This is a genomic window from Pseudomonas sp. BT76 TE3572 (assembly GCF_050435365.1).
Taxonomy (GTDB): Bacteria; Pseudomonadota; Gammaproteobacteria; order Pseudomonadales; family Pseudomonadaceae; genus Aquipseudomonas; species Aquipseudomonas fluorescens_W.
The window spans coordinates 2,769,697-2,794,150 of the sequence record NZ_JBNDKE010000001.1 but is presented as its reverse complement, the minus strand read 5'-3'; the positions used below and the strand labels follow the sequence as shown (position 1 = coordinate 2,794,150).

21 protein-coding genes, 4 tRNA genes and 1 pseudogene are annotated in these 24,454 nt (G+C 60.2%); 19 read left to right on the top strand and 7 right to left on the bottom strand.

Annotated features, from left to right (window positions below; genetic code table 11):
* Nucleotide 1: 1 nt before the first annotated feature.
* Nucleotides 2-2,125, bottom strand: a complete 2,124-nt coding sequence (locus ABH912_RS12840) for a TonB-dependent receptor plug domain-containing protein (RefSeq protein WP_429510825.1) — start codon at nucleotides 2,123-2,125, stop codon at nucleotides 2-4.
* A 196-nt stretch (nucleotides 2,126-2,321) separates the two neighbouring features.
* Between ABH912_RS12840 and ABH912_RS12835 the strand changes: the two genes are divergently transcribed.
* From ABH912_RS12835 to ABH912_RS12790, 10 genes are all read left to right on the top strand, one after another.
* Nucleotides 2,322-3,347, top strand: coding sequence for an NAD(P)H-dependent glycerol-3-phosphate dehydrogenase (locus tag ABH912_RS12835; RefSeq protein WP_033056878.1), 1,026 nt, complete (start codon nucleotides 2,322-2,324; stop codon nucleotides 3,345-3,347).
* Between the two features lie 31 nt (nucleotides 3,348-3,378).
* Nucleotides 3,379-3,726: a DUF4389 domain-containing protein gene (locus tag ABH912_RS12830; protein WP_008087808.1), complete on the top strand. Its 348-nt coding sequence runs from the start codon at nucleotides 3,379-3,381 to the stop codon at nucleotides 3,724-3,726.
* The gene (sixA, locus tag ABH912_RS12825) at nucleotides 3,723-4,175 is read left to right on the top strand and encodes a phosphohistidine phosphatase SixA (RefSeq protein WP_033056881.1); all 453 of its coding nucleotides are present in this window, start codon (nucleotides 3,723-3,725) and stop codon (nucleotides 4,173-4,175) included. Before ABH912_RS12830 ends, sixA begins: the two co-directional genes overlap by 4 nt.
* Before the next feature lie 68 nt (nucleotides 4,176-4,243).
* On the top strand, nucleotides 4,244-5,911 hold the full coding sequence (locus ABH912_RS12820; RefSeq protein ID WP_429510824.1) for an AMP-binding protein: 1,668 nt from the start codon (nucleotides 4,244-4,246) through the stop codon (nucleotides 5,909-5,911).
* Between the two features lie 32 nt (nucleotides 5,912-5,943).
* The gene (locus tag ABH912_RS12815) at nucleotides 5,944-6,387 is read left to right on the top strand and encodes a hotdog fold thioesterase (RefSeq protein WP_033056885.1); all 444 of its coding nucleotides are present in this window, start codon (nucleotides 5,944-5,946) and stop codon (nucleotides 6,385-6,387) included.
* A gap of 322 nt (nucleotides 6,388-6,709) precedes the next feature.
* Complete coding sequence (locus tag ABH912_RS12810) at nucleotides 6,710-7,516, top strand: alpha/beta fold hydrolase (RefSeq protein ID WP_033056887.1); 807 nt, start codon at nucleotides 6,710-6,712, stop codon at nucleotides 7,514-7,516.
* On the top strand, nucleotides 7,513-8,367 hold the full coding sequence (locus ABH912_RS12805; protein WP_033056889.1) for an alpha/beta hydrolase: 855 nt from the start codon (nucleotides 7,513-7,515) through the stop codon (nucleotides 8,365-8,367). Before ABH912_RS12810 ends, ABH912_RS12805 begins: the two co-directional genes overlap by 4 nt.
* A 50-nt stretch (nucleotides 8,368-8,417) precedes the next feature.
* Nucleotides 8,418-9,077: a glutathione S-transferase family protein gene (locus ABH912_RS12800; RefSeq protein ID WP_033056891.1), complete on the top strand. Its 660-nt coding sequence runs from the start codon at nucleotides 8,418-8,420 to the stop codon at nucleotides 9,075-9,077.
* 8 nt (nucleotides 9,078-9,085) lie between these two features.
* Nucleotides 9,086-9,892 carry a DUF4892 domain-containing protein gene (locus ABH912_RS12795; RefSeq protein ID WP_429510823.1) on the top strand — a complete coding sequence of 269 codons (807 nt, stop codon included), beginning with the start codon at nucleotides 9,086-9,088 and terminating at the stop codon, nucleotides 9,890-9,892.
* Between the two features lie 69 nt (nucleotides 9,893-9,961).
* On the top strand, nucleotides 9,962-11,017 hold the full coding sequence (locus ABH912_RS12790) for an AI-2E family transporter (RefSeq protein WP_033056895.1): 1,056 nt from the start codon (nucleotides 9,962-9,964) through the stop codon (nucleotides 11,015-11,017).
* Between the two features lie 40 nt (nucleotides 11,018-11,057).
* Here the strand turns inward: ABH912_RS12790 and xopAW are convergent, their stop codons facing one another.
* The 3 genes from xopAW to ABH912_RS12775 form a co-directional block, all read right to left on the bottom strand.
* Entirely contained in the window at nucleotides 11,058-11,714 is a 657-nt protein-coding gene (gene xopAW, locus ABH912_RS12785; RefSeq protein ID WP_429510822.1) for a XopAW family type III secretion system calcium-binding effector, read from the bottom strand.
* Between the two features lie 113 nt (nucleotides 11,715-11,827).
* Nucleotides 11,828-12,877, bottom strand: a complete 1,050-nt coding sequence (locus ABH912_RS12780; protein WP_033056898.1) for a sensor histidine kinase — start codon at nucleotides 12,875-12,877, stop codon at nucleotides 11,828-11,830.
* Nucleotides 12,877-13,635 carry a response regulator gene (locus ABH912_RS12775; RefSeq protein ID WP_033053235.1) on the bottom strand — a complete coding sequence of 253 codons (759 nt, stop codon included), beginning with the start codon at nucleotides 13,633-13,635 and terminating at the stop codon, nucleotides 12,877-12,879. The genes ABH912_RS12780 and ABH912_RS12775 overlap by 1 nt, the downstream gene beginning before the upstream one ends.
* A 292-nt stretch (nucleotides 13,636-13,927) precedes the next feature.
* On the opposite strand from ABH912_RS12775, the gene pyrF reads away from it, so the two are divergent.
* Entirely contained in the window at nucleotides 13,928-14,626 is a 699-nt protein-coding gene (gene pyrF, locus ABH912_RS12770; RefSeq protein WP_008148060.1) for an orotidine-5'-phosphate decarboxylase, read from the top strand.
* 138 nt (nucleotides 14,627-14,764) lie between these two features.
* Here the strand turns inward: pyrF and ABH912_RS12765 are convergent, their stop codons facing one another.
* Nucleotides 14,765-15,769: an NADP-dependent oxidoreductase gene (locus tag ABH912_RS12765; RefSeq protein ID WP_429510821.1), complete on the bottom strand. Its 1,005-nt coding sequence runs from the start codon at nucleotides 15,767-15,769 to the stop codon at nucleotides 14,765-14,767.
* Between the two features lie 235 nt (nucleotides 15,770-16,004).
* Here ABH912_RS12765 and ABH912_RS12760 point away from each other — a divergent pair, with 235 nt between their 5' ends.
* The 4 genes and pseudogenes from ABH912_RS12760 to ABH912_RS12745 all read left to right on the top strand — a co-directional run bounded on the left by ABH912_RS12760 (nucleotide 16,005) and on the right by ABH912_RS12745 (nucleotide 20,414).
* The gene (locus ABH912_RS12760; RefSeq protein WP_429510820.1) at nucleotides 16,005-16,766 is read left to right on the top strand and encodes an SDR family oxidoreductase; all 762 of its coding nucleotides are present in this window, start codon (nucleotides 16,005-16,007) and stop codon (nucleotides 16,764-16,766) included.
* A 183-nt stretch (nucleotides 16,767-16,949) separates the two neighbouring features.
* Nucleotides 16,950-18,341: a PLP-dependent aminotransferase family protein gene (locus ABH912_RS12755; protein WP_429510819.1), complete on the top strand. Its 1,392-nt coding sequence runs from the start codon at nucleotides 16,950-16,952 to the stop codon at nucleotides 18,339-18,341.
* A 108-nt stretch (nucleotides 18,342-18,449) separates the two neighbouring features.
* Nucleotides 18,450-19,553 (top strand): annotated as a pseudogene (locus tag ABH912_RS12750) (HAMP domain-containing protein); the annotation flags it as partial.
* The gene (locus ABH912_RS12745) at nucleotides 19,533-20,414 is read left to right on the top strand and encodes a methyl-accepting chemotaxis protein (RefSeq protein WP_429513097.1); all 882 of its coding nucleotides are present in this window, start codon (nucleotides 19,533-19,535) and stop codon (nucleotides 20,412-20,414) included. The pseudogene ABH912_RS12750 and the gene ABH912_RS12745, both read left to right, overlap by 21 nt.
* A gap of 529 nt (nucleotides 20,415-20,943) precedes the next feature.
* Here ABH912_RS12745 and ABH912_RS12740 read toward each other — a convergent pair.
* A complete protein-coding gene (locus tag ABH912_RS12740; protein WP_429510818.1) occupies nucleotides 20,944-21,702 on the bottom strand; it encodes a hypothetical protein in 759 nt (252 codons plus the stop codon).
* A gap of 393 nt (nucleotides 21,703-22,095) precedes the next feature.
* On the opposite strand from ABH912_RS12740, the gene ABH912_RS12735 reads away from it, so the two are divergent.
* From ABH912_RS12735 to ABH912_RS12720, 4 genes are all read left to right on the top strand, one after another.
* A tRNA-Glu gene (locus ABH912_RS12735) sits at nucleotides 22,096-22,171 on the top strand.
* Between the two features lie 2 nt (nucleotides 22,172-22,173).
* Nucleotides 22,174-22,249 (top strand) — tRNA-Gly (locus tag ABH912_RS12730).
* 105 nt (nucleotides 22,250-22,354) lie between these two features.
* Nucleotides 22,355-22,430, top strand: a tRNA-Glu gene (locus ABH912_RS12725).
* A gap of 3 nt (nucleotides 22,431-22,433) precedes the next feature.
* Nucleotides 22,434-22,509, top strand: a tRNA-Gly gene (locus ABH912_RS12720).
* 148 nt (nucleotides 22,510-22,657) lie between these two features.
* On the opposite strand, the gene ABH912_RS12715 is transcribed toward ABH912_RS12720, so the two are convergent.
* Complete coding sequence (locus ABH912_RS12715) at nucleotides 22,658-24,397, bottom strand: dipeptidase (RefSeq protein WP_033056905.1); 1,740 nt, start codon at nucleotides 24,395-24,397, stop codon at nucleotides 22,658-22,660.
* Between the last annotated feature and the right edge of the window lie 57 nt (nucleotides 24,398-24,454).

The window sequence follows — 24,454 nt, the reverse complement described above, 5'->3', positions numbered from 1 at the left end:
CTTAGAACGCCAGCTCCGCGCTGAAGTAAAGCACCCGGCGCTCGTCGTAGTTGTTGTCGACGAAGGTTGTGGGCTGGCTGTCGAGACGTTGCTGGAGCACACCGGCCAGTTCCAGGCTGGCCTTGCCCAGGCCGATGCGTTTGGCGATGCGCGTGTCGACCCGTTCGAAGCGGTAGCCGTTCAGGGCATCGTCACCATAGTAGAAGAGCGCGCTGTTCCAGCCGTGGCCCCAGTTGCGCAGCCAACCGGCGGAACCGCTGTTTCGAGCCGTCTGTTGTGCATCCTGCGGGTTACTCGCCTCGGCATCGACATAGGCATAAGTCAGGCGCAGGCGATCGGCGCTGCTGATTCGCCAGTCGAGCTGGGTTTCTGCCCCGGAAAAGCGCGCGCGGTTTGAGTTGCTGGCGATGTACTGATTGTTGCGCAGCGGCTCGCTGATCATCCCGGTGATTTCGTCGTAGAACAGTTTCACATCGACCGCCAGTCCCACTTCGGCAAAGTAGCCGTTGTAGCCCAGCTCCCGGGAGCGCATGTGTTCCTGTTCGAGGTCGCCGGGGCCACGGGTCTTGACGAAATACCGGGCACTGGACTGGCCATAGGCGCTGGGCCGCAGGTTCTTTACCTGATAGCTCCAGTTAACGTTGTTCTCGAACATGTCCGGCGAGCGGGTGGCTTCCGAGTACACCGCCCGCAGGCCATGGCGCGGGTTGATCAGGTAGTTGACCGCCACCCGCGGGGTGAGCGAACTGCCGATCAATTGCGTGTCTTCGAACATCGCACCGCCCTGCAGCAACCAATGCTCGGTGGCGCGCCACTCGAGTTGGCCGAACGCCCGCCAGGTGGTGTCGTCGAGGGTGCCATTGAAGTAGGTCTCGGAATCTGCCCGGTCGTAACGATAGTTCATACCGCTGACCAGCCGCAGACTGTCGGACAGGCTGAGGGTGTCCTGCAATTCAAGGTCGTAGCGCGATTCCCGGGTGCTCTGGTCAATATCGCCACAGAGGGTTTGCCGGGCGCCGTTTCGCCATTGGTCGAGCACTTGATTGGCCAGTGCACGTTGGGCCGGGTCACCTGCGGGCGCGCCGGGGCCGGTGTAGCGCTCCATGTTGCGCGCCAGGCGTTCGGTGTAATTCGGGTTGAGCTGCCAGAGTTCGGTCAACTGCGGGCTGAACGAAACCTCGGCATCGCAGGCACGCCAGGTCTGCTGACGATCCCAGTGCTGCGCCGAGCCCTGGATGTACAGGCTGTGATCGGGATTGATGTCGAGGTTCCAGCGCAACGAGCCTGCGTAGTCCTTGGCGATGACGTCGGAATTGTTCCCGGCAGCGGTAATCCCCGAGAAGACCGGGCGGTAGGTATACGGACGCTGATTGGTCCCTTCCTTGGCATTCAATTGCCAGTCGATACTCTGGTTTTCAGCGAGCGTCTGGCTGACGGCGAGGTTGAAGCGGTTCAAGCGGCGGCTGTCGCGGTAGTCGGCGCCATTGCGGTCCGAGTCGAAGCCGTCGTCTTGCTGGCCGGACAGTGACAGGCGCAGATCGCCGCCGTCCCAGCCCACGCCCTGGCTGGCGTAAAAGTCGTCGATGCCGCGCTGCCCACGGGTGACTTTCATTCGCGTGCCGTGGCTGTCGGCCGGGTTGCGCGTGATGATGTTGACCACCGCCATCAGCGCATTGGCGCCATAGCTGACGGTGTTGGGGCCGCGGAAAACTTCGATGCGTTCGATGTCTTCCAGGGCCACGGGAATGTCACTCCAGTCCACCGTGGCCAGGCCTGCGCGGTACACCGAACGGCCGTCGATCAACACTTGCAGGCGTCGCGCTTCGGTGGCATTGGTGCCGTGATAGTTCACCGCTGCCTGGTTGCCGTTGATGTTGCCGACCATCATTCCTGGCACCAGTCGCAGCAACTCACTGATGTCCCGGGCGCCACTGGCGTTGATCAGTTCGCTGTCGATCACCGTCATGCTCCCAGGTACCGCGGCCGGCGACTGCTTGAGCCGCGTCGCGGTCAATACTTGCGGCAGCGCCTCGCTGTCGAGGAACAAGTCGTCGGCAAGCAATGGCGAGCTGAAAATCAGCGCCAGTACCAGCGGCGAGCGAGGTGATGGAGAGCCAAACGACACAACACATCCTTGATAGCGAACAATTGGCGCGCATGTTAACCGAGCGCAATGACTTTTCCAGTCACGTTGTGGGCATTTTCCTCGGTTTTCTTGGTCTTCTTCCTACAAGTGTCGGTAATTGATGCGGGGGCTGGCCGCCACTGGGCCGCTCCGTATAATGCCGACATCGCCACTGGTATGGATTAACGGATTGCATATGACTGAACAGCGCCCAATTGCGGTCCTGGGAGGCGGAAGTTTTGGTACCGCCGTGGCTAACCTGCTGGCCGAGAACGGGCATCAGGTCCGTCTGTGGATGCGTGACCCCGAGCAGGCGGAGGCCATTCGGGTCAATCGCGAGAACCCGCGTTACCTCAAAGGCATCAAGATTCTGCCGGCCGTGGAAGCGGTCACCGACCTGCTGGCCACTCTGCAAGCCTGCGACCTGTGCTTCGTCGCACTGCCGTCCAGCGCGCTGCGCTCGGTATTGATGCCGCACGCCGAACGTTTGACCGGCAAATTGTTGGTGAGCCTGACCAAAGGCATCGAAGCCCACACCTTCAAACTGATGAGCGAAATCCTCGAAGAGATCGCCCCGCAAGCGCGCATCGGCGTGCTGTCCGGGCCGAACCTGGCCCGAGAAATCGCCGAACACGCGCTGACCGCCACGGTGGTCGCCAGCGAAGACGAAGAACTCTGCCAGCGAGTTCAAGAAGCGCTGCATGGCCGGACCTTTCGCGTGTACGCCAGCGCCGACCGCTTCGGCGTGGAGTTGGGCGGCGCGCTGAAAAACGTCTACGCAATCATCGCCGGCATGGCGGTGGCGCTGGGCATGGGTGAAAACACCAAGAGCATGCTGATCACCCGGGCGCTGGCGGAAATGACCCGCTTTGCGGTGAATCAGGGCGCCAACCCGATGACCTTTCTCGGCTTGGCCGGCGTTGGCGATTTGATCGTTACCTGCTCGTCGCCAAAAAGCCGTAACTACCAGGTCGGGTTCGCCCTCGGCCAGGGTTTGAGCCTGGAAGATGCCGTGACGCGCCTGGGCGAAGTCGCTGAAGGCGTGAACACCCTCAAGGTGCTCAAGACCAAGGCCCAGGAGGTGGGCGTGTACATGCCGCTGGTCGCCGGACTGCATGCCATCCTGTTCGAAGGGCGCACGCTGGAGCAGGTGATCGGTCTATTAATGCGTGCCGAGCCAAAAACCGACGTCGACTTTATTTCCACCAGCGGTTTCAACTGAGCACTCAATTGACAGGGGCAGGGAGCGAGACATGAACGATCCGAAAACAGAAGCCAAGTACGAATCCATCCTGCTGCGCGTGTTGTGGATGATCGTCTACGTGTTGGTCTGGCAAGTGGCGCAATTCATCCTTGGCGCCGTGGTGCTGGTTCAACTGATCTATCGTTTGATCTATGGCGCCCCGAGCGCCAGCCTGATGAACTTCGGCGACAGCCTGAGCCAGTTCCTGGCGCAGATCGGTCGTTTCGGCAGTTTCCACAGTGACCAGAAGCCCTGGCCATTCGCCGACTGGCCGACGCCGCGTACACCGGAAGGTGAAGCGCCGCACGCTGTGGCGCCGGCCCCGCATCCGGTACGAGATGAGGAACCGAAACTATGAAACTCTGGGTATTGCGTCATGGTGAAGCCGAGCCTTACGGCTCCTGTTCCGACTCGGAGCGGGCACTCACTTCCCACGGTTGCGAAGAAGTGCTGCGCAGCGCTGCGGAACTGATCGGTCAGCCGATTACGGCCATCTATGCCAGCCCCTACCAACGCGCGCAGCAGACTGCGCAGCTGGTGCGTGAAGCGCTGGGATTTCAACCGGATATTCGCACCGTCGAATGGTTGACCCCTGGCTACAGCCCGCAAGTCGTGGCGGAGCAATTGGTGTCGGTGGATTACGCATTGCTGGTCAGCCATAACCCGCTGGTGGGCAACCTGCTGGGTTACCTGCAGAACGGCCATGTGCAGGACCCTGAAAAGGTGGGAACCGCGGGTCTTGCGGAGTTGGAAGGCGATTTACCGCTGGCCGGAGCCATGAAGCTCGTCAGCATCAAGCACCCGTAAAATAGTCAACCGAGCAACTGCTTGGTTGACTACGCTTGCTCCAGACCAGAAATAAAGGAGCGAGTCGCATGCCTGCTGCTTTTCGTTTGCCGCTGGACGTCTTCTACGAGCGTGAGGCCCGTCATCCCCGCCAACGCTTTCTGGTCCAGCCCGTGGGCGGCGGCCAGGTCGAAACGCTGACCTGGGAAGACGTCGGGCATCAGGCGCGTTGCGCCGCGCATTGGCTGCGCGCACGCGAACTGCCCCAAGGCAGCCACATCGCCCTGATCTCGAAAAACTGCGCGCACTGGATCATCGCCGACCTGGCGATCTGGATGGCCGGCCATGTGTCGGTGCCGCTCTACCCGAACCTCACCGCCGAGACCGTGGCCCAGGTACTTGAACATTCCGAAGCGGCGCTGGTGTTCATCGGCAAACTCGATGACTGGCCTGGAATGTCTCGCGGGGTCAGCCCTGATTTGCCAACGATCAGTCTGCCGTTACATCCACCTGGTACTTTCGATTTCAGCTGGACCGACCTGCAAAAAAGCTCACCGATCCAGGATGATCCCAAGCCATCCGCCGACCAGTTGGCGACCATCATTTACACCTCCGGCACCACCGGCATGCCCAAAGGCGTGATGCACAGTTTCGCCAATCTGGGTTTTGCCACCACTCGCGGCACGCAGTTGTTTGGCTTGAATGAGTCGGATCGGCTGCTGTCCTACCTGCCACTGTGCCATGTCGCCGAGCGGATGTTCGTTGAACTGGCGTCGATCTACACCGGGCAAACGGTGTTTTTTGCCGAGAGTCTCGACACCTTCCTGGCCGATTTGCGCCGTGCACGACCGACCGCGCTGTTCGGCGTGCCGCGGATCTGGACCAAATTCCAGATGGGCGTGTACAGCAAGATCCCGGCAAAGCGCCTCGACTTCCTGCTCAGTCTGCCGATCATCGGCAAGCGGGTCGGCCACAAAGTCCTGGTCGGGCTCGGGCTGGATGCCTTGCGCATTGCTTTGTCCGGCGCCGCGCCAGTGCCGCAGACCTTGCTGCTGTGGTACCGCAAACTGGGCCTGGATGTGTTGGAGGTCTACGGCATGACCGAAAGCTGCGGCTATTCGCACGTTGGCCTGCCGGGCCAGAACAAACCTGGCTGGATCGGCAAGCCCTGCCCGGAGGTCGAGGTGCGGATCGCTGAGTCGGGCGAGGTCATGGTGCGTAGCGGTGCGACCATGCTCGGGTATTTCAAGGAGCCTGAGAAAACCGCCGAAACCATCACCGAGGACGGCTTCCTGCGCACCGGCGACAAGGGCGAGCAAGACGCCGAAGGCAACCTGCGCCTGACCGGGCGATTGAAGGAAATATTCAAGACCAGCAAAGGCAAATACGTCGCTCCGGCACCGATCGAGAATCGTCTGGCGGAGCATTCGCGCATCGAGCAGGTGTGCGTGGTGGGCGATGGCCTGAGTGCGCCGCTGGGTTTGTGCGTGCTCTCGGCGGTCGGTCAGCAGGACGCCAGCGGAACGGCGAGGGCGGGCCTGCATTCAAGCCTGGAAAAACTTCTGGAGGAGGTTAACGGCGTCCTCGACAAGCACGAACGCTTGCGTCGATTGGTGGTGGTCAAGGACAGTTGGGCGGTGGAAAACGGCTTCCTGACGCCGACCCTGAAGATCAAGCGCAACGTGATCGAAGCCGCCTACGGTGCCCGTTTCGAAGAATGGAGCGAGCGCAGCGAAGCGGTGCTGTGGCAGGATTGAGTCACGAATAAAACCAACAAAGGATGTCTGCAATGAGCTTGTGGCGTACCAATCCCAACATTGAGCAGCTGAACGCAATCCAGAAAAACACCATCGGCGAAATACTGGATATTCGCTTCGAAGCCTTCGACGACGAGTCCCTGACTGCGAGCATGGTCATCGACCATCGCACTCACCAGCCTTACGGCTTGCTGCACGGCGGCGCCTCGGTGGTGCTGGCCGAAACGGTCGGCTCGATGGCCAGTTACCTGTGCATCGACGCCAGCAAGTTTTACTGCGTGGGGCTGGAAATCAACGCCAACCATTTGCGCGGCTTGCGCAGTGGGCGGGTCACGGCGGTGGCCAAGCCCATTCACATTGGCCGCACGACGCATGTCTGGGATATCCGTTTGACCAGCGATGAGGGGAAGGCCAGTTGTGTGTCGCGGTTGACCATGGCGGTAGTGCCATTGGGTGAGAATCCGCCTGCCCGCTGAGGGTGTGTTTCTTCAATTAGATCTGCCCCTCACCCTAACCCTCTCCCCAAGGGGGCGAGGGGACTGAACGAGGTGTTCTTTCGAGCTACATCGACCTGAAAGTCCGAGCCGAACTCCGGTCTGGAAAAGCCCCCGATTTGCTCCCTTTCCCCCTCTCCCCCGTGGGGAGAGGGATGGGCGGGCGGCGTTCCGATGAGGGGTGTATTCATCTTACACGCCATTCCCTTGACCGGACTGTCATCATTCCTGGCACTTACGGTCATTGCTGTAGGACGTCGTCTTACGGACAATCAACCCTTGTTCTCGTTGATGGATCACCGGTATGTCGCAACAGATATTTTTCGCCCACGCCAACGGCTTTCCCTCGGGCACCTACGGCAAGTTGTTCGCGGCGCTGGCGCCCGAGTATCAGGTGACGCATCTGCAGCAGCACGCCCACGACCCGCGTTTTCCGGCGGACGACAACTGGTACAACCTGGTCGACGAGCTGATTCATCACCTCAAGCAGCAACCGGAACCGGTATGGGGCGTCGGCCATTCCTTCGGTGGCGTGCTGCATCTGCACGCGGCGTTGCGGTGCCCCGAGCTCTATCGCGGCGTGGTGATGCTTGATTCGCCGGTGCTGACCCGCGCTGATCAATGGGTGATCCGCGCCGCCAAACGTTTCGGTTTCATCGATCGCCTGACCCCGGCCGGTCGTACGTTGGGACGTCGGGAAGAGTTCACCGATCTGGAAGCGGCCCGACTCTATTTCGCTGGCAAAACCCTGTTTCGCAGTTTCGACCCGGAATGCTTCGACGCTTACCTGCAACACGGCTTGCACAAGGTGGGCGACAGGCTGCGCCTGCGCTTCGACCCGGCCACGGAAATCAGTATCTACCGTGGCGTGCCGCACACCAGTCCCGGTCGCACACGGCAATTGAAAGTGCCGCTGGCGGTGGTTCGGGGGCACAATAGTCGGGTGGTGATGCGTCATCACGCAAGCCTTGTGGGGCGCTTGCCGCTGGGCGAGTCCCTGACCATGCCTGGCGGCCACATGTTTCCCCTCGAACGTCCCCAGGACACGGCTACGCTGCTGAAGAACCTGCTCAGCCGTTGGGACGGTCGCCGCCAACAGGATTGCGCATGAGCAACTTCGTTGAAGAAGTTCGCCTGAGCCTGCCGCATATCGAGTTGGCAGCGCATTTGTTCGGCCCCGAAGACGGCATGCCGGTGATCGCCTTGCATGGCTGGCTGGACAACGCCAACAGCTTCGCCCGGCTGGCGCCGAAGCTCAAAGGCTTGCGCATCATCGCGCTGGACATGGCCGGTCACGGTCATTCCGGGCATCGGCCGACCGGTGCCGGTTACGCGCTGTGGGACTACGCCCATGACGTGCTGCAAGTGGCCGAGCAATTGGGCTGGAAGCGCTTTGGCCTGCTGGGGCATTCCATGGGGGCGATCGTTTCGCTGGTGCTGGCCGGTTCGTTGCCGGAACGCGTGACCCACCTGGCGTTGATCGACGGCGTCATTCCTCCTACAGACAAAGGCGAAAACGCTGCCGAACGGATGGGCATGGCCCTGCAAGCGCAGCTGGATTTGCGGGAGAAGCGCAAACCGGTCTACAACACCCTCGACCGGGCCATCGAGGCGCGCATGAAAGGCTTGGTCGCTGTCAGTCGCGAAGCCGCAGAACTGCTGGCCCAACGTGGATTGATGCCGGTGCCGGGCGGTTATACCTGGCGCACCGATAACCGCCTGACCTTACCGTCGCCGCTACGTCTGACCACCGAACAGGCGATGGCCTTCGTCCTGCGAGTCAGTTGTCCTGCAAAACTGGTGGTGGCTGCCGACGGCATGCTCGCCAAACATCCCGAGTTGCTGGAGCGTCTACCCTTTAGCCGTGAACAGCTGCCTGGCGGCCATCATTTACACCTGAATGACGAACCCGGCGCCGACCTTGTCGCAGACTGTTTCAATCGGTTCTTCGCCGTTCCTTGACTTGCGCCGGGCAACTGTCGAGGCTGGGCGGGTTGAAATGGGAGACAACCATGATAGATCTCTACACCGCTGCGACCCCGAATGGCCACAAGGTCTCTATCGTGCTCGAGGAACTCGGCCTGCCCTACACGGTGCACGCCTTGAGTTTCGACAAAAAGGAACAGAAGTCCGAGGACTTCCTCAAGATCAATCCCAATGGCCGGATTCCGGCGATTGTCGACCGCGCCAACGGCGATTTCGCCGTGTTTGAATCCGGCGCGATCCTGATTTACCTGGCTGAACTGAGCGGCAAACTGCTGCCAAAAGACCCCAAGGGGCGTTCAGTGGTCCTGCAATGGCTGATGTTCCAGATGGGGGGAATCGGCCCGATGCAGGGTCAGGCCAACGTGTTTTTCCGTTATTTCCCGGAGAAGCTCCAAGGCGCCATCGACCGCTATCAACATGAAACCCGCCGCCTCTATGAAGTGCTCGACACGCGCCTGCAAACCGTGGAGTTTCTGGGCGGTGAGTACAGCATTGCCGACATCGCCACTTATCCGTGGGTCCGTGGCTATGAGTGGTCGGGTGTCGAGGTCGACGGTTTGTCGGCCTTGCAGCGCTGGATGGCAACCATGGAGGCGCGTCCGGCGGTACAGCGTGGTTTGCTGGTGCCTGAGCGCATCGATGACGCCAGTATCATCAAGGGTGCCCAGGCCATGCTGATCCGATGAGTCTATCCATGCGTTCACTCAGTCTGCTGGCGCTGTGTTGTTTCAGTCCCCTGTTGTTTGCCGCCGATATCCCGGGCAGTCAGGACTTGCCGATCGTCCCGCGTATGGCCGATGCGCAGATCGTCGACTATCGTCCGGTCGCCGAACTTGAGCGGATCTATCCACTGGGCTCGATCCGCAAAATCAGCGGCCAGTTACGCTTTGACGGCCAGGTCGGTGCCCGGGGGAAAACCACGTCGGTGACCTACGAGTTGCCACCGGAGCATTCCTCCACCGAGGCCTTCACCGCCGCTCGTGAAGCCTTGCAGAAGCAGGATGCCCAGTTGCTGTTCTGGTGCCAGGCCCGTGATTGCGGCGAAAGCAGCCTGTGGGCCAATGATGTCTTCGGCAATGCCAAGCTGTATGGCGCTGATGATCAGCAAGCGTTCTTGCTGTTGCGCCTGGCGGCCCCACAGGACAACACGCTGGTGGCGCTTTACAGCATCACGCGCGGCAATCGCAAAGCGTATCTGCACGTCGAACAGTTTGACGCCGCCGCGCCGCTGGGTGATTTGCTGCCGACTTCTGCAACCTTGCTTCGAGAGCTCAAAAGCACCGGTGAGCTCGATTTTCCCAAATTGACCGGCGATCCTGACGATACCTGGCTGCGCCTGATCTCCCGTGGGCTGAATCTGGACACCACGTTGCGGGTCAGTGTTTCCGGGCCGAAGGCCGAAGCCTGGCGTCAGGCACTGATCGGGCAGGGTGTGCGTACCGCCAGGATGGAAGCGGGTAGCGTCGACGGCGCTGGCTTGCACATCGAACTGTTGCGGTAAGCTTTATCAGGTGAACGTACACGCTGCGTTCGCCTACTTTTTTGCGGACTGACTTTTTTCGAGATTTAGATGATCAATAACGATCGGCTGTTGGTGCAGATCCTGCTCCTGGTGCTGTTTGGCGCGAGCTTCTGGGTGATGGCGCCGTTCTGGTCGGCGCTGTTCTGGGGCGCGGTGCTGGCGTTTGCCAGTTGGCCACTGATGCGTTTGCTGACGCGTTTGCTCAATGGTCGCGAATCTCTGGCGGCCGCCGTGCTGACGCTGGGCTGGATGTTGCTGGTGGCGTTGCCATTGGTCTGGCTGGGGTTCAACCTCGCGGACCATGTGCGCGATGCCACGGCGTTCATCAAGGATGTGCAGGTCGACGGGCTGCCGGAAGCGCCGACCTGGCTGGGCAGTATTCCCTTGGTGGGCGAGCGGTTGGTCGGGGTCTGGAACAGCATCGATCAGCAGGGCGCGGCGCTGATGCTGGCGGTCAAACCTTATCTGGGCCAGGTCGGCAATTGGCTGCTGGCGCGTAGCGCGCAGATTGGCGGCGGGATACTCGAGCTGACGTTGAGTATCGTCTTCGTGTTCTTTTTCTACCGTGACGGGCCGCGTCTGGCGGCGTTTGTTCACGGGTTGCTGGAACGTCTGATTGGTGACCGAGCCGGGTATTACATTGAATTGGTGGCGGGCACGGTGCAGCGGGTGGTGAACGGCGTGATCGGGACGGCGGCGGCCCAGGCGGTTCTGGCGTTGATCGGGTTTTTGATTGCCGGGGTGCCTGGGGCGCTGGTGCTGGGGATCGTCACGTTTTTGCTGAGCCTGATTCCGATGGGGCCGCCGCTGGTGTGGATTCCGGCCACGGCCTGGCTGGCCTGGAAGGGTGAGTACGGGATGGCGGTGTTTCTCGGAATTTGGGGGATGTTCATCATCAGCGGCGTCGACAACGTGCTCAAACCGTACCTGATCAGCCGGGGCGGGAATTTGCCGTTGGTGATTGTTCTGCTCGGGGTGTTTGGCGGGTTGATTGCCTTCGGGTTTATTGGCTTGTTCATCGGCCCGACGTTGCTGGCGGTGGCCTACAGCCTGCTGAATGACTGGAGCAAGAGTCAGGCTCGGGTTGAGGATCGCCGGCCTTGATCGTTCCCACTGAACCTGTGAAGGTCAGTGGGCTTTTGACTTAAGTGGCCTCGTTCAGGTATTTGCCCACAGTCGCCACGTTGTCGAGCGAGTACTGCTTGCTCAGGTTGGCGATCATTTTGCTCAGGGCTTCGGTCACGTTCGACTGATCGGTGGAGCTGTCGGTGTTTCGCTCGCGGCCTGCTTGCAACGCTACGTTCAACTCGTCGCTACTGACGCCGCCACTGCTGTCGCTATCCAGCACTTTGAGCAACGCGGCGCTGGTATCGGTGCTGGTCGATGAGGTGCTGCCGGCGCTGCTGCCGGCGCTGGCCAGGCCGTTGCTCAGTTCATCACTGCTGATGGCGCCGTCACCGTCGGCGTCCAGGGCGCTGATCAGCGCGTCAGCCAGTTCGGTGTTCGGTGCCTGGTCCCGTGGTGGTGGCGGCGGAGGGGCCATCGCGGCCATCTCTTCACCGCTCAGGCTGCCGCTGTCGTCGCTGTCCAGGTCGGCGAAATTCTTGCTCAGGCTGACCAGCAGACCGTCGTCGGTTTTCTGCGACAGGGCGCTCTTGAGTTCATCCTGATCCACCGCGCCGTCGCTGTTGCCGTCGAGTTTGGCGAGCAGCTCTTTCTGAAACTGCTGACTGCGGGCGGTGCTGGTCGTGGTGCTGCTGGTGCTGGTATAGCTCGTGTAACTGCTGACGCTACCAATCATTGCGCTCACTCCTTGGAATGGATAGCCGGTGGGTGTACCGGCTTATGCAGCCTCAAGGGGCAAGTTGTCGTGGGTATGTGAGGTTTGTACCGAGCGGTACACAGTGCGGGTAATCAGGCTCGGGGCAGGCGAATCACTGCTGTCAGGCCACCACCAGGCGTTTCTTCAAGGCTCAACTGTCCACCCAGGCGTTCGGCGGCTTCGCGGGCGATGGTCATGCCCAGTCCGACGCCACCGGAGTTGCGGTTGCGCGATCCTTCCAGACGAAAGAACGGCTCGAACACGGCTTCACGTTTATCCGCCGCAATACCCGGCCCATGATCGATAACCCGGATCACCAGGTTTTCGCGGGTGTCTTCAAGCGTAATCATGGCCTGCCCGGCATAGCGAAGGGCATTGTCCAGCAGGTTGTTGATGCACGAACGCAAGGCCATCGGCTGCACTTGCAGCGGCGCGCAGTGGCCGCTGGTGAGCACATCGGCGCCCTGGTCCTGGGCGTTTTCACTGAGGGATTCGACCAGCGCCTGCACGTCCATCCACTGCAGGACCTCACTGGTGCGCTGCTCGTGCAGGTAAGTGAGCGTGGCGTCGAGCATGCCGATCATGTCGTCCAGATCCTGTCGCATCTGGCCTTGCAGTTTGTTGTCGTCGATCTGCTCCAGCCGCAGCTTGAGCCGCGACAGCGGCGTGCGCAGGTCGTGGGAGACGGCGCCCAGCATCCGCGAACGTTGCTGCACTTGTTCACGAATGCGTTGCTGCATCTTGTTGAAGGTGTGCGCCGCTTGCCTGGCTTCCCGTGGGCCGGACTCATCCAGAGGCGGGCTGTCGAGGTTTTCGCTCAGTCGTTCGGCCGCATCGCTCAGGCGCTGGATCGGCCGGCTCAGCAGTTTGGCGCCGTACCAGGCGGCGATGATCAGCGAGACCAGTTGAAAGGTCAGTGGCACCAAGGGGCCGCCGAACCACGGCCGCGGTGGCCGATTTCCGAAGCGCGGGTCCATCGGCGGGCGCTGTCCGTCGAAGTTTTCGGAAAACCCCGGCGGCGGAGGGGGCGGTGGCGGGCCGTAATAGTGAAACCAGAAAAATGCCAACACGTGCGCCAGGATGATCGCCACCAGCAACATGCCAAACAGGCGGCCGAAGAGCGTATCGAAGCGCACACGCATCAGCCGATGTCTCGGGCGTCGAACAGATAACCCTCACCGCGAACGGTTTTGATCAACTGCGGCGCTTTCGGGTCATCACCGAGTTTCTGGCGCAGACGCGAGACCAGCAAGTCGATGCTGCGATCAAAGGCTTCGATCGAGCGACCGCGAGCGGCGTCCAGCAGTTGTTCGCGGCTGAGTACCCGGCGCGGACGTTCGATGAACACCCAGAGTAAACGGAACTCGGCGTTGGACAGCGGCACCACCAGGCCATCAGCGGCGATCAACTGGCGCAGCACGCTGTTCAGGCGCCAGTTATCAAAACGGATGTTCGCCCGTTGTTCAGTGCGATCGTCGCGTACCCGGCGCAGGATCGTCTGGATGCGCGCCACCAATTCTCGCGGCTCGAACGGCTTGGCCATGTAGTCGTCGGCGCCCAGCTCCAGGCCGATGATCCGGTCGGTGGGTTCGCAGCGGGCAGTGAGCATCAGAATCGGGATGTCCGATTCGGCGCGTAGCCAGCGGCACAGCGACAAACCGTCTTCGCCGGGCAGCATCAGGTCGAGCACCACCACGTCGAAATGCTCCGCTTGCAGCGCCAGGCGCATCGCGGCGCCATCGGTGACGCCGCTGGCGTGAATGTTGAACCGGGCCAGATAGTCGATCATCAGTTCGCGGATCGGGACGTCATCGTCGACGATCAGGGCGCGAATGCTCCAGCGTTTGTCGTCGCCGGGCGCTTTTTGATCGTCGTTCACAGGTGCGTGGAGGTTGTGCATGCGTGCGTTCATCTGCCAGGTAGGCTACCAACCACAAAGATGGGCTGCGAGGTTGTGGTTTCAGCATAGGCGTCCGGCCCGGAGGCGGGAAGTGCTGTAGGACGTGTTGCGGCTGCCGAAGGTAACGTTGAAGGGTGTTGCAGGCGTGTCATGTGTGTATCCGACTCGACACAATGAGGGCAAGGACTAGTCTTGCTTGAGCCGCCTCGACGAATTACCGATCATCGGGTCCCGCAGAGGCGCTGGTTCCGCTACAATGCGCGCCGATTTCGACCTGCCTGAGAGCCCACTCATGTCCGCCTGCCAGACTCCTATCATCGTCGCCCTGGATTTCCCCACCCGTGACGCCGCACTGAAGCTGGCCGATCAGTTGGACCCGAAGCTGTGCCGGGTCAAAGTGGGTAAAGAATTGTTCACCAGCTGCGCTTCGGAAATCGTTGGCACCCTGCGTGACAAGGGTTTCGAAGTGTTCCTGGACCTCAAGTTCCATGACATCCCGAACACCACCGCCATGGCCGTCAAGGCGGCTGCCGAGATGGGCGTGTGGATGGTCAATGTGCACTGCTCCGGTGGTTTGCGCATGATGGCCGCGTGCCGCGAAGTGCTCGACCAGCGCACCGGTCCGAAACCACTGCTGATCGGCGTGACCGTGCTGACCAGCATGGAGCGTGAGGATCTGGCGGGTATCGGTCTGGATATCGAGCCGCAGGAGCAAGTGTTGCGCCTGGCCGCGTTGGCGGAAAAAGCCGGGATGGACGGTCTGGTCTGTTCGGCCCTGGAAGCCCAGGCCCTGAAATCGGCGCACCCGTCGTTGCAACTGGTGACCCCGGGGATTCGTCCGGCAGGCAGTGCCCAGGACGATCAGCGCCGCATCCTGACCCCGCGTCAGGCGCTGGATGCCGGTTCCGATTATCTGGTGATTGGCCGTCCGATCAGCCAGGCTGCAGACCCGGCCAAGGCGTTGGCCGCCGTAGTCGCCGAGCTCGCCTGATCAAACACTGAAGACCAAAATGTAGGAGTGAGCCTGCTCGCGATAGCGGTGTATCCGTCGACATCTATGTTGACTGATACACCGCTATCGCGAGCAGGCTCGCTCCTACATTGGTTTGTGGTGTATTGAAATACTGGGTTAAACCTTCAACACCAACTTCCCGAAATTCTCGCCGCTGAACAATTTCATCAGCGTCTCCGGGAACGTCTCCAGTCCTTCAACAATGTCTTCCTTGCTCTTGAGCTGCCCCTTGGCCATCCATCCGGCCATTTCCTGCCCGGCGGCGGCGAACTGCGCGGCATAGTCCATCACCACAAAGCCTTCCATCCGTGCGCGGTTGACCAGCAGCGCCAGGTAATTGGCCGGGCCCTTGACCGCTTCCTTGTTGTTGTACTGGCTGATGGCGCCACAGATCACCACCCGCGCCTTCAGGGCCAGGCGGCTCAACACCGCGTCGAGGATATCGCCGCCGACGTTATCGAAATACACATCGACCCCTTTCGGACATTCACGCTTGAGGCCGGCGTGGACGTCTTCGTTTTTGTAATCGATGGCACCGTCAAAACCCAGTTCGTCGATCAGGAACTGGCACTTGTCCGCGCCCCCGGCAATGCCGATCACGCGGCAACCTTTGATCTTGGCAATCTGCCCGGCAATGCTGCCCACCGCACCGGCCGCGCCCGACAGCACCACGGTGTCGCCAGCCTTTGGCGCGCCGACATCGAGCAGGGCGAAATAGGCGGTCATTCCGGTCATGCCCAGTGCCGACAGATAGCGCGGCAGAGGCGCCAGTTTCGGATCGACCTTGTAGAAGCCTCGTGGTTCGCCGAGGAAGTAATCCTGCACACCCAAGGCACCGTTGACGTAGTCCCCGACCGCGAAACCCGGATTATTCGAGGCAACGACTTTGCCTACGCCCAATGCGCGCATCACTTCGCCGATACCGACCGGCGGGATGTAGGACTTGCCCTCGTTCATCCAGCCACGCATGGCAGGGTCCAGGGACAGGTATTCGTTTTTGACCAGGATCTGACCCGCAGCCGGTTCGCCGACCGGTACTTCTTGATAGGTGAAGGTCTCGCGGGTCGCCGCGCCCACCGGACGTTTGGCGAGCAGGAACTGGCGATTGGTCTGGGTAGTCATGACAGGCACTCAAGATGAATGAAGACTTGTTGATAGACCTTCATGATCGATGCCGCAAGTTTGGCTGATGCGGCGAATGCATATCGATCCAGTGCAGTGATAGTCACACGGGCGGTTTTATCACTGTCACTCATGGGCGCCCAACCGGCCTTCTGATAGTGCTGCCGCGCCGCAGGCCCTTGTGGCTAGATTGCGAACACGCGATCCCCCGCACCTTCTCTTCGAGGACATAACAATGAGCATGACGTTTTCTGGCCAGGTCGCCGTTGTAACGGGCGCCGCCAATGGCATTGGCCGCGCGACTGCCCAGGCGTTCGCCGCTGAAGGCTTGAAAGTGGTAGTGGCCGACCTGGACTCGGTGGGTGGTGAGGGCACGGTGGCGCTGATTCGTACCGCTGGCGGTGAAGCCACCTTCGTGCGCTGCAACGTCACGCTGGAAAGCGATGTAAAAAATCTGATGGACGAAGTGATCAATACCTACGGCCGTCTCGACTATGCCTTCAACAACGCCGGCATCGAGATCGAGAAAGGCAAACTGGCCGAAGGCACGGTCGACGAGTTCGACGCGATCATGGGCGTCAACGTCAAAGGCGTCTGGTTGTGCATGAAGTACCAGTTGCCACTGCTGCTGGCCCAGGGCGGCGGTGCAATCGTCAACACCGCATCGGTAGCGGGCCTTGGGGCTGCGCCGAAGATGAGTATTTACGCGGCGTCGAAACACGCGGTGATCGGCCTGACCAAATCGGCAGCCATCGAATACGCCAAGAAAAAGATTCGCGTGAACGCGGTGTGTCCGGCAGTGATCGACACCGACATGTTCCGCCGTGCCTATGAAGCCGACCCGAAGAAAGGCGAGTTCGCCAATGCCATGCACCCGGTCGGGCGCATCGGCAAGGTCGAGGAAATTGCCAGTGCGGTGCTGTACTTGTGCAGCGACGGCGCTGCGTTCACCACGGGGCATTCGCTGGCGGTGGACGGTGGCGTCACGGCGTTCTGAACCACGCACTGCAACGTAGGAAAAAACCCGCATTTGTGCGGGTTTTTTTTCGGTTCCTCAAAGGTACCGGACAATGTGTTTCAAATGGTTAGAACCGATGGTTTTAGCGGCGTTGTCGCACAGCTGATTGACCACTCCTGTGATTAACTGTTTCCCGCAAAACGGACAGGAGTTTGCTTGCTCATGGAGTTGAGAATCGATCGACAGGCATTGGTGCCGGTCGTACAGCAAATCGTCGACGCGCTAGCCTGCTGGCTTTGCCGTGGCGAGGTGCCGCCGGGGACGCGTTTGCCTTCTGTGCGGCAAATCGCCCGGGTCAATTTGCTCAGTCAGTCCAGCGTCGTTGAGGCCTGTGAGCGTCTGGTGGCTCAAGGGGTGCTGGCGTCGCGGCATGGCGCCGGTTTCATTGTCGCCATGCCAGCGCTGGCCGCTCAGGGGCAACAGGATTGCCCCTGGTTCGAGGGGGCAGAAAGGAAGCAGGGTGGCACTTCGGGCGAACTCAAACTGGGGTGTGGCGGGCTACCCGAGAGCTGGCGCGAAACTGACGACCTGAGCTACGCGATCCGCCAGGTCAGCCGCACCGACATGGTCGGCCTGTTCAACTACAGCACGCCGCTGGGGCTGCCAGCCTTGCGCCAACAGATCCGCAAGCGCCTTAAACAGCTCGATATCCTGGTGGAGGAAAGCCGGATCCTGACAACGGCGGGGGCCAGTCAGGGGCTGGACCTGATCGTGCGGACCTTGTTCAAGCCGGGTGATTGTGTGGTGGTGGAGAATCCCGGTTATTCCTTGCTGTTCGATTTGCTCAGGCTGCACGGTGTCAGCATGGTCGAGGTACCGCGAACCCCGCACGGGCCGGATATTGAAGCGCTTGAGGCGCTGCTGGTTAAGTACAGGCCCTGCGGGATCTTCATCAATAGTTTCTATCACAATCCCACTGGCAGCAGCCTGGCGCCGGCGGTGGCGCAGCGGGTTGTGCTACTGGCCAAAACCTATGGCGTTCTGGTTATCGAGGATGACGTCTACGCGGATTTGCACAGCGGCCCCGGTATGCGCCTCGCTGCGTTGGGTATCGATGACAACGTGATCTACGTCGGCAGCTACTCCAAAACCCTCAGCAGTTCGTTGCGGGTCGGTTTTGTAGTGGCCAGCGCCGGGGTTGTTTCGCGGCTGGCCGAGGTCAAGATGATCAGCAGCATGGGCGCTTCACGGTTTTGCGAGTCGGTGCTGGCAAGCCTTTTAGCCAGCGGTGCCTACCGCAAACTGGTCCAGCGCCAGCGCCAGCGTTTGAGCAATGACCGGGAGGCGGCGTTGCAAGTGCTTGAAGACGCCGAATGGGAGGTTTTCGGCAAGCCGGTTGGAGGCCTGTTCATCTGGGCGCGATCGCGGATGTCCGACTACGCTCAGGTGCGTAAACAAGCCCAGCGCTTCGGTGTCCTGTTGTCTTCTGCGACGGCATTCAGTCCCACCGCAGAAGCCAGTGACTGGCAGCGTATCAATGTGGCCTATGCCTGTGATCCGCGAGCCCGGGCGTTTTTTCAGGCCACCGCTCTGGATCGACCTCAAGCGTTCTGAAAACGACGTGAGCGTAGCTTTTTGCCATTATTCCGACGCCGGAGACTTGTGTTGATACAGGCCCGTTGCGAATCTGCGTCAACAGACTATGTCAGGGGACTAAGTGCAATGATTTCGGCCGTGCAAGGACGTTTTGCCAACCTCGGTATGGCGAAAAAACTGGGTGTCGGGTTTGTACTGGTGCTGCTGTTGACCGCCTTGGTGGCGGCCATCGGCGTATGGTCCCTGCAAACCATCAGCCAGCGCTTCGACGGGCTCAAGCAGATGTCGTCGCTCAACAGCGGTTTGCTCAAGGTGAGACTGATCGAGCAGGATTACGCCTTGCACGGCAACCCGAAAACCGCTGATGCGCTGCGTGAGGGCGTTGACGGCCTGATCGCCTTGGCAACCCAACTGAAAGCGGCGTCTGCGGCCAACGTGCCGGTGATGAATGACGTCGAGCAGTCCTTGGGGGCTTACCGCAAGGCCTTTGACGAGTTCGTCTCGCTCAGCCAGGGCAAGGACCTGGCACTGGAGATGGCCAGTTGGTCGGTGTCCAGCGTGGCCAATAACCTCGACGTGCTGCAGGCCGGGCTGGCCGATGACGGCGCTTATACCTTGAAGGAATCCGAAGGCAAGGACGGTGGTCAGTTCATCGAACAGGCCAATCAGGTCAGCCAGGTGTCGCGGTTGATGTTGCAAGCCATGAACGAAGCGCGTGTGCGCCTGGACCTGAGCCGCAAGGGCGACGACAGTGCAGGGCAGGGCAAGATCGAGCAGGCCGACCAGGCACTGGCCCAGGCCGAGCAGCTGAAAACCACGGTCAAGGATGAGGGTTACCAGACGGTCCTCAATGAGGTGGTCGGGCACATTGGCGGATTCAGCGAAAAACTCGCCGAGTACACCGGCCTGCTGGCGCAGGAAAAAACCGTCTCTGAGCAACTCCATCAGCGCGCCGCTCAGGTGGTGGAGCGGGTGGATCAGGCCTATGTTGCCGAAGACCGGTCGATGCAGGCGGAGCTGAAAAAGAACGCGCTGCTGATCATCGGTTCCTCGGCGCTGGCGCTGCTGGTCGGGCTGATTGCGGCCTGGGTGATTACCCGGTTGATCGTGGCACCGCTGCGCAGTGTGATCCGTGTTGCTCAACAGATTGCTTCTGGCGATTTGAGTGCGACGGTTGAGGTGACCCGTCGTGATGAGATCGGGCAGCTGATGCAGGCCATGCAGCAGATGGGCGCGGGGCTTAGCAGCATTGTCAGCGGTTTGCAGGCGGGTATCGAACAGTTGGCCAGTTCAGCGCAGTCACTGTCGGCGGTGACCGAGCAGACCAATCTTGAAGTCAGCAGCCAGAAGGAAGAAACCGAACAGGTCGCTACCGCGATGAATCAGATGACCGCCACCGTGCACGACGTTGCGCGCAACGCGGAGGAGGCCGCTCAGGCGGCGCAGACAGCGGACGACAAGGTTGAAAGTGGTCAGGAGGTGGTGCGCCAGAGCATGGCGCGGATCGAACAGTTGGCGGATTCAGCCACCTCGGCCAGTTCGAGCATCGAAAGTTTGAGTGCGGAAATCCAGAACATCGGTACGGTGCTGAGCGTCATCAAGAGTGTGGCAGAGCAGACCAATCTGTTGGCCCTCAACGCCGCGATCGAGGCGGCTCGAGCCGGCGAGCAGGGCAGGGGCTTTGCGGTGGTGGCCGATGAAGTGCGGGCCCTGGCCAAGCGTACTCAGCAATCGACTGAGGAGATTGAACGACTGGTGAGTGCCTTGCGCTCGGCGGCTCAGTCTTCTGTTCAGCAGATTCAGAACAGTGGCGAGCTGGTGAAGCTGGCGGTGAGTGATGCGTTGCAGACTGAGAGTGCGCTGGGGAGTATTGCGGCGGCAGTGTCTTTGATTCAGCAGATGAACCAGCAGATTGCAGCGGCTGCCGAGGAGCAGAGTTCGGTGGCTGAGGAGATTAATCGCAGTGTCACGAGTATTCGGGCCAGTGCGGATCAGTCTTCGTTGGCGATGCAGGGGAATGCGGCTTCCAGTATTGAGTTGGCGCAGTTGGGGGTTGAGTTGAAGGGGATGGTGGGGCACTTTCGGCTTTGAGGTGGGAGCTATGTTTTGTTGATTGAGTACATATCCGTTGCTGCGGTACCGGCCACTTAGGGTTTCGCCCTTACGGCGACTCACTTTTTTTTCAAACGCCAAAAATAAGTAAGCAAAAAAAGGCTCGCCCCAAGCGTCCGGCCCCTCGCTTAGGCTCGGCGTTCCTTCGTTCCGGTATCCATCCGGGGACACTGCCCTCCGGTCTGCTTCGCGACGACCTACATGCAGCGTGTTCGACTGCGTCGAACGGCGCTGCGCGCCACTCCCCGGATGAACACCTCCACTCAGCCTCCCGAAGGGGCGGGCAGATCAAAATCAAAAGCCAGATCAAGAGCTGCAGGCGAGCTAACGCTCGGCCTGTTGAGTGATGAGAAGCGAAAGGCGAAAGGCGAACACCGATCCCCTGTGGGAGCTGGCTTGCCTGCGATGGCGGCCTGATAGTCGACCTTTCTGTCCTGGCTGTACCCGACCATCAAACTCAACGCAAAAAAAAAGCCACCTGCTTAGGTGGCTTTTCTGCTTTCTCTGATCAGTCGTAGATCACTTTTTTCTTCCAGTCCGCATCGGCCTCGACGTCTTTGAGGCCTTCGGTCAGCTGGTTCACTTCGCCTTCTACCGGGGCGATGTTGTCCATGACTTGTGCGTTGGCGCGAGCCAGGAGTTTTTCCAGGTATTCCAGTTGTTCGGCGTAGACCTGCGGTTCCTGTTGTTTGCGCAGGTATTGCACGCCGCGTTCGAATGCCAGGCGGGCCTGGCCGGGCTGGTTCTGTTGCAGGGCGTGTTGGCCGAGGTTGTTGAAGAATTCGATGTGCAGCAGGACCAGGATGTGGCGAACTTCGCGGATCCAGCGTTTGGCTTCGTTGGTCGGCAGGAAGCCGTCCTGTGCGGCGCGGGTGATTTGGCCGTGCAGGGCTTCGAGCAGGAAACGTACGTCCTTGGCTTTGGCTTCGGTCTGGATCGGTGCCGGCGGGTTGTTGACCGGGATCGATTCGCCCTGGCCAACCAGAGCGCTCAGTTCGCCAATTCGTGCCTTGAGGTTGGAGCTGGTTTTTTCCAGGTTGAGCAGGCGTTGGCAGACGTTCAGTTCCAGACGGGTCAACAGCAGCTTGAGTGACGGTGTCATCAATTGGCCGGGGAAGGTCTCGGTGATTTCGCCGCAACGACGCAGACGATCGTTGAGCTCAACTTTGGCGCGGGCCTTTTCCAGCTTATTGTTTTCCACCACATGGTTCATGTAGCCAATGGCGATCAATAGTGCGATCCCGGCTACGACTAGCAGGGTGATCATGAGTGGTGTCACCGGTAAGACCTCTTTATGGGGTTCGCGTGCGAGTGTAGTGGCTTGGCATTGGGACGCATAGCGCCGCTCAGCGAGTTCAATCAGCTACTGCACTGCCTGTATCGGCCGCGTTCCTGCTTATATAAGTAATAGCGTGCTAGGCGCACATTGCCATCATCTTTGGCGTGGGTGGACTATAACGTCTTGGCGGGTGTCAGAATATAGGCGTCAAACGCCGGACGACGGAAAGGCCGGATTAGTGTCTCAAAGCAGGGCGAAGTCATTGATTTAAATAAATTTATATCTGGGGGTTGACGACCCCTCAATCCATCCATAGAATGCGCGCCACTTACAGCGTAAAGCACACAGCGAAACGCGGTAGGGAGTGAATGTTGTACGTGTGTCCCCTTCGTCTAGTGGCCTAGGACACCGCCCTTTCACGGCGGTAACAGGGGTTCGAGTCCCCTAGGGGACGCCAATGCGGGAATAGCTCAGTTGGTAGAGCACGACCTTGCCAAGGTCGGGGTCGCGAGTTCGAGTCTCGTTTCCCGCTCCAATTTTAAACAGCGTTGCTTTCGGGCAGGGCTGAGTGAAACCAGAACCAGCATCTTCGGATGCGGATTTGGGCACTGAAATACACACCATGTGTTTCAGTTAGCGTGTCCCCTTCGTCTAGTGGCCTAGGACACCGCCCTTTCACGGCGGTAACAGGGGTTCGAGTCCCCTAGGGGACGCCATTTGCGGGAATAGCTCAGTTGGTAGAGCACGACCTTGCCAAGGTCGGGGTCGCGAGTTCGAGTCTCGTTTCCCGCTCCATATTTAACAAAAACGCCGCTCAGCAATGAGCGGCGTTTTTGTTTGTGCGTCATCCATGAAAAAGGACCTTAAGGTCCTTTTTTTGTTTGAGTTGGAATCAAGACGATCAAAGCGTTGGACCCGCCAAAAATGGCGGGTCCGAAAGGGATCAGAGCTTCGGCAACTGCCCGATGCGCCCCATCATCTCGGTCACGATCTGCAGGTCCAGGAGGAACTGGTCGACGGTCTTGAACTCGTTGTCGGTGTGGCCGGTGTACTTGACCTCGGGCCTGGCCAGGCCGAATTGCACGCCGTTGGGCAGTTCATGAACCGACGTTGCGCCGGCGGAGCTGCCGAACTTGTGTTCCATATCCAGGTTTTCAGTGGACACCGCCAGCAAGGCCTTGACCCATTCACCCTCAGGGTTGCGGTACATCGGCTCGGCGATCGAGTAGGTGAAGGTCGCCGCTACGTGGGACTTCTTGCTCCAGGCGCCAATCTTTTCAGCAATTTTCGCCTTGAGCGCTTCCGGGGACTCGCCCTTCGGCACGCGCAGGTTGACCGCGAGCTTGAAGGCTTTGTCATCCATCCCGACAAAAGTCAGGGAAGTGGTCAGCGGGCCCATGAAGGCATCGGAGAAGCCGACCCCCAATTTGCCACCCAGGTAATCCAGGCCCCAGTTGTCGGCGGCGTAGCGGGCAGCGTCAGTGATGTGGTTGTGCTTCAGCGCGACTTTTCCATCAACGCTATGGATGAAGCCCAGCATCCTGGCCACTGGGTTAACACCGGACTCGGGCTCGGAGGAGTGAGCGGAAACGCCGGTGACGGTCAGCTTGACGTCCTTGCCGTCGACCTTGGCGTTTACCTCGAAGTTACCGCCATTGCGCTTGGCATAATCCGAACCGGCTTTCTGCAGGCTGGCGGCCAGTTCGGCGGGCTTGTCGGTGACAAGGGTGGCCACCGAAGCAGAAGGAATCTGGTTGGTGGCCATCCCGCCTGTCATCGAGATGATTTCGGCGCCCTTGCCTTGACCATTACGTCGCGGGAAGTTGGCCATGACTGTGCCGTAGCCTTTCTCGGCAATCACCACCGGATAGCCGCCATCCAGCGCCAGGTTGTAGTTGGGTGTCGGGTTGTGTTCGAAGTAATAAGGGATCGCGTCGCCGGTGGTTTCTTCGGTGGTGTCGACTAACAGCTTGAAGTTCCTGGCCAGCGGCAGCTTCTCTTCCTTGATGATCTTCATGGCGTACATCGCCACCACGATGCCGTTTTTATCATCCTCGGTGCCCCGGCCATACATGCGGTCGCCGATCAGAGTGACCTTGAACGGATCGAGTTTGGTGCCGTCCTTCAGGACCCAGTTCTCCGGCGTCACGGGCACCACATCGGCATGGGCGTGGATGCCCACGACTTCATCGCCACTGCCTTCCAGGGAGATTTCGTAGACGCGGTTATCGATGTTGCGAAAGTTCAGGTTGAAGGCCTGGGCCAGGCCCTTGATCTTGTCGGCGATCTTGATGAATTCAGGGTTGTCGTGCTGGGCTACACCGTCCACTTGGAAGGTCGGTATTTCCACCAGTTCACGCAGGGTCTCGGTGGCCGCGCTGCCATATTTCACCCGGGCATAAATACCCAGCAGGCGATTGATCTCGTTCTGCTGTTCGGCAGACAGGGTTTTGTTGTCGAGAAAGGCACTGATGGCCGGGCCGAGGTTGGCGGTTTTGGCCAGGTCACTCTTGACCACGCCTCCCAGGAATTGCCTGAAATCCGTTACCGATGCGTCGCTGAAGGTCTTGAGGATAGTCGCGCTCTGTTGCGGGCTGATGTTGGCGTGCGCGAGCGTGGTGAGCGACGAAAGGCCGGCCAGTACCAGGGTGGTCGCGGCCAGGTGCTTGAGAGAAAAATTCATTGCTGGGGGCATTCCTTTGCAGGCGTTTATGAGAAGTTTCTGATCGATGGGACAAAA

What these genes read in the sequence shown, in the direction of transcription:
- ABH912_RS12765 (WP_429510821.1), bottom strand. Translation starts at nt 15,769, where the DNA reads ATGACTACCCAGACCAATCGCCAGTTCCTGCTCGCCAAACGTCCGGTG.
- ABH912_RS12740 (WP_429510818.1), bottom strand. Translation starts at nt 21,702, where the DNA reads ATGATCACCCTGCTAGTCGTAGCCGGGATCGCACTATTGATCGCCATT.
- ABH912_RS12715 (WP_033056905.1), bottom strand. Translation starts at nt 24,397, where the DNA reads ATGAATTTTTCTCTCAAGCACCTGGCCGCGACCACCCTGGTACTGGCC.
- ABH912_RS12780 (WP_033056898.1), bottom strand. Translation starts at nt 12,877, where the DNA reads ATGCGTGTGCGCTTCGATACGCTCTTCGGCCGCCTGTTTGGCATGTTG.
- ABH912_RS12815 (WP_033056885.1), top strand. Translation starts at nt 5,944, where the DNA reads ATGAGCTTGTGGCGTACCAATCCCAACATTGAGCAGCTGAACGCAATC.
- ABH912_RS12745 (WP_429513097.1), top strand. Translation starts at nt 19,533, where the DNA reads ATGCAGGCCATGCAGCAGATGGGCGCGGGGCTTAGCAGCATTGTCAGC.
- xopAW (WP_429510822.1), bottom strand. Translation starts at nt 11,714, where the DNA reads ATGATTGGTAGCGTCAGCAGTTACACGAGCTATACCAGCACCAGCAGC.
- ABH912_RS12755 (WP_429510819.1), top strand. Translation starts at nt 16,950, where the DNA reads ATGGAGTTGAGAATCGATCGACAGGCATTGGTGCCGGTCGTACAGCAA.
- ABH912_RS12835 (WP_033056878.1), top strand. Translation starts at nt 2,322, where the DNA reads ATGACTGAACAGCGCCCAATTGCGGTCCTGGGAGGCGGAAGTTTTGGT.
- pyrF (WP_008148060.1), top strand. Translation starts at nt 13,928, where the DNA reads ATGTCCGCCTGCCAGACTCCTATCATCGTCGCCCTGGATTTCCCCACC.
- sixA (WP_033056881.1), top strand. Translation starts at nt 3,723, where the DNA reads ATGAAACTCTGGGTATTGCGTCATGGTGAAGCCGAGCCTTACGGCTCC.
- ABH912_RS12820 (WP_429510824.1), top strand. Translation starts at nt 4,244, where the DNA reads ATGCCTGCTGCTTTTCGTTTGCCGCTGGACGTCTTCTACGAGCGTGAG.
- ABH912_RS12775 (WP_033053235.1), bottom strand. Translation starts at nt 13,635, where the DNA reads ATGCACAACCTCCACGCACCTGTGAACGACGATCAAAAAGCGCCCGGC.
- ABH912_RS12795 (WP_429510823.1), top strand. Translation starts at nt 9,086, where the DNA reads ATGCGTTCACTCAGTCTGCTGGCGCTGTGTTGTTTCAGTCCCCTGTTG.
- ABH912_RS12805 (WP_033056889.1), top strand. Translation starts at nt 7,513, where the DNA reads ATGAGCAACTTCGTTGAAGAAGTTCGCCTGAGCCTGCCGCATATCGAG.
- ABH912_RS12810 (WP_033056887.1), top strand. Translation starts at nt 6,710, where the DNA reads ATGTCGCAACAGATATTTTTCGCCCACGCCAACGGCTTTCCCTCGGGC.
- ABH912_RS12830 (WP_008087808.1), top strand. Translation starts at nt 3,379, where the DNA reads ATGAACGATCCGAAAACAGAAGCCAAGTACGAATCCATCCTGCTGCGC.
- ABH912_RS12790 (WP_033056895.1), top strand. Translation starts at nt 9,962, where the DNA reads ATGATCAATAACGATCGGCTGTTGGTGCAGATCCTGCTCCTGGTGCTG.
- ABH912_RS12760 (WP_429510820.1), top strand. Translation starts at nt 16,005, where the DNA reads ATGAGCATGACGTTTTCTGGCCAGGTCGCCGTTGTAACGGGCGCCGCC.
- ABH912_RS12800 (WP_033056891.1), top strand. Translation starts at nt 8,418, where the DNA reads ATGATAGATCTCTACACCGCTGCGACCCCGAATGGCCACAAGGTCTCT.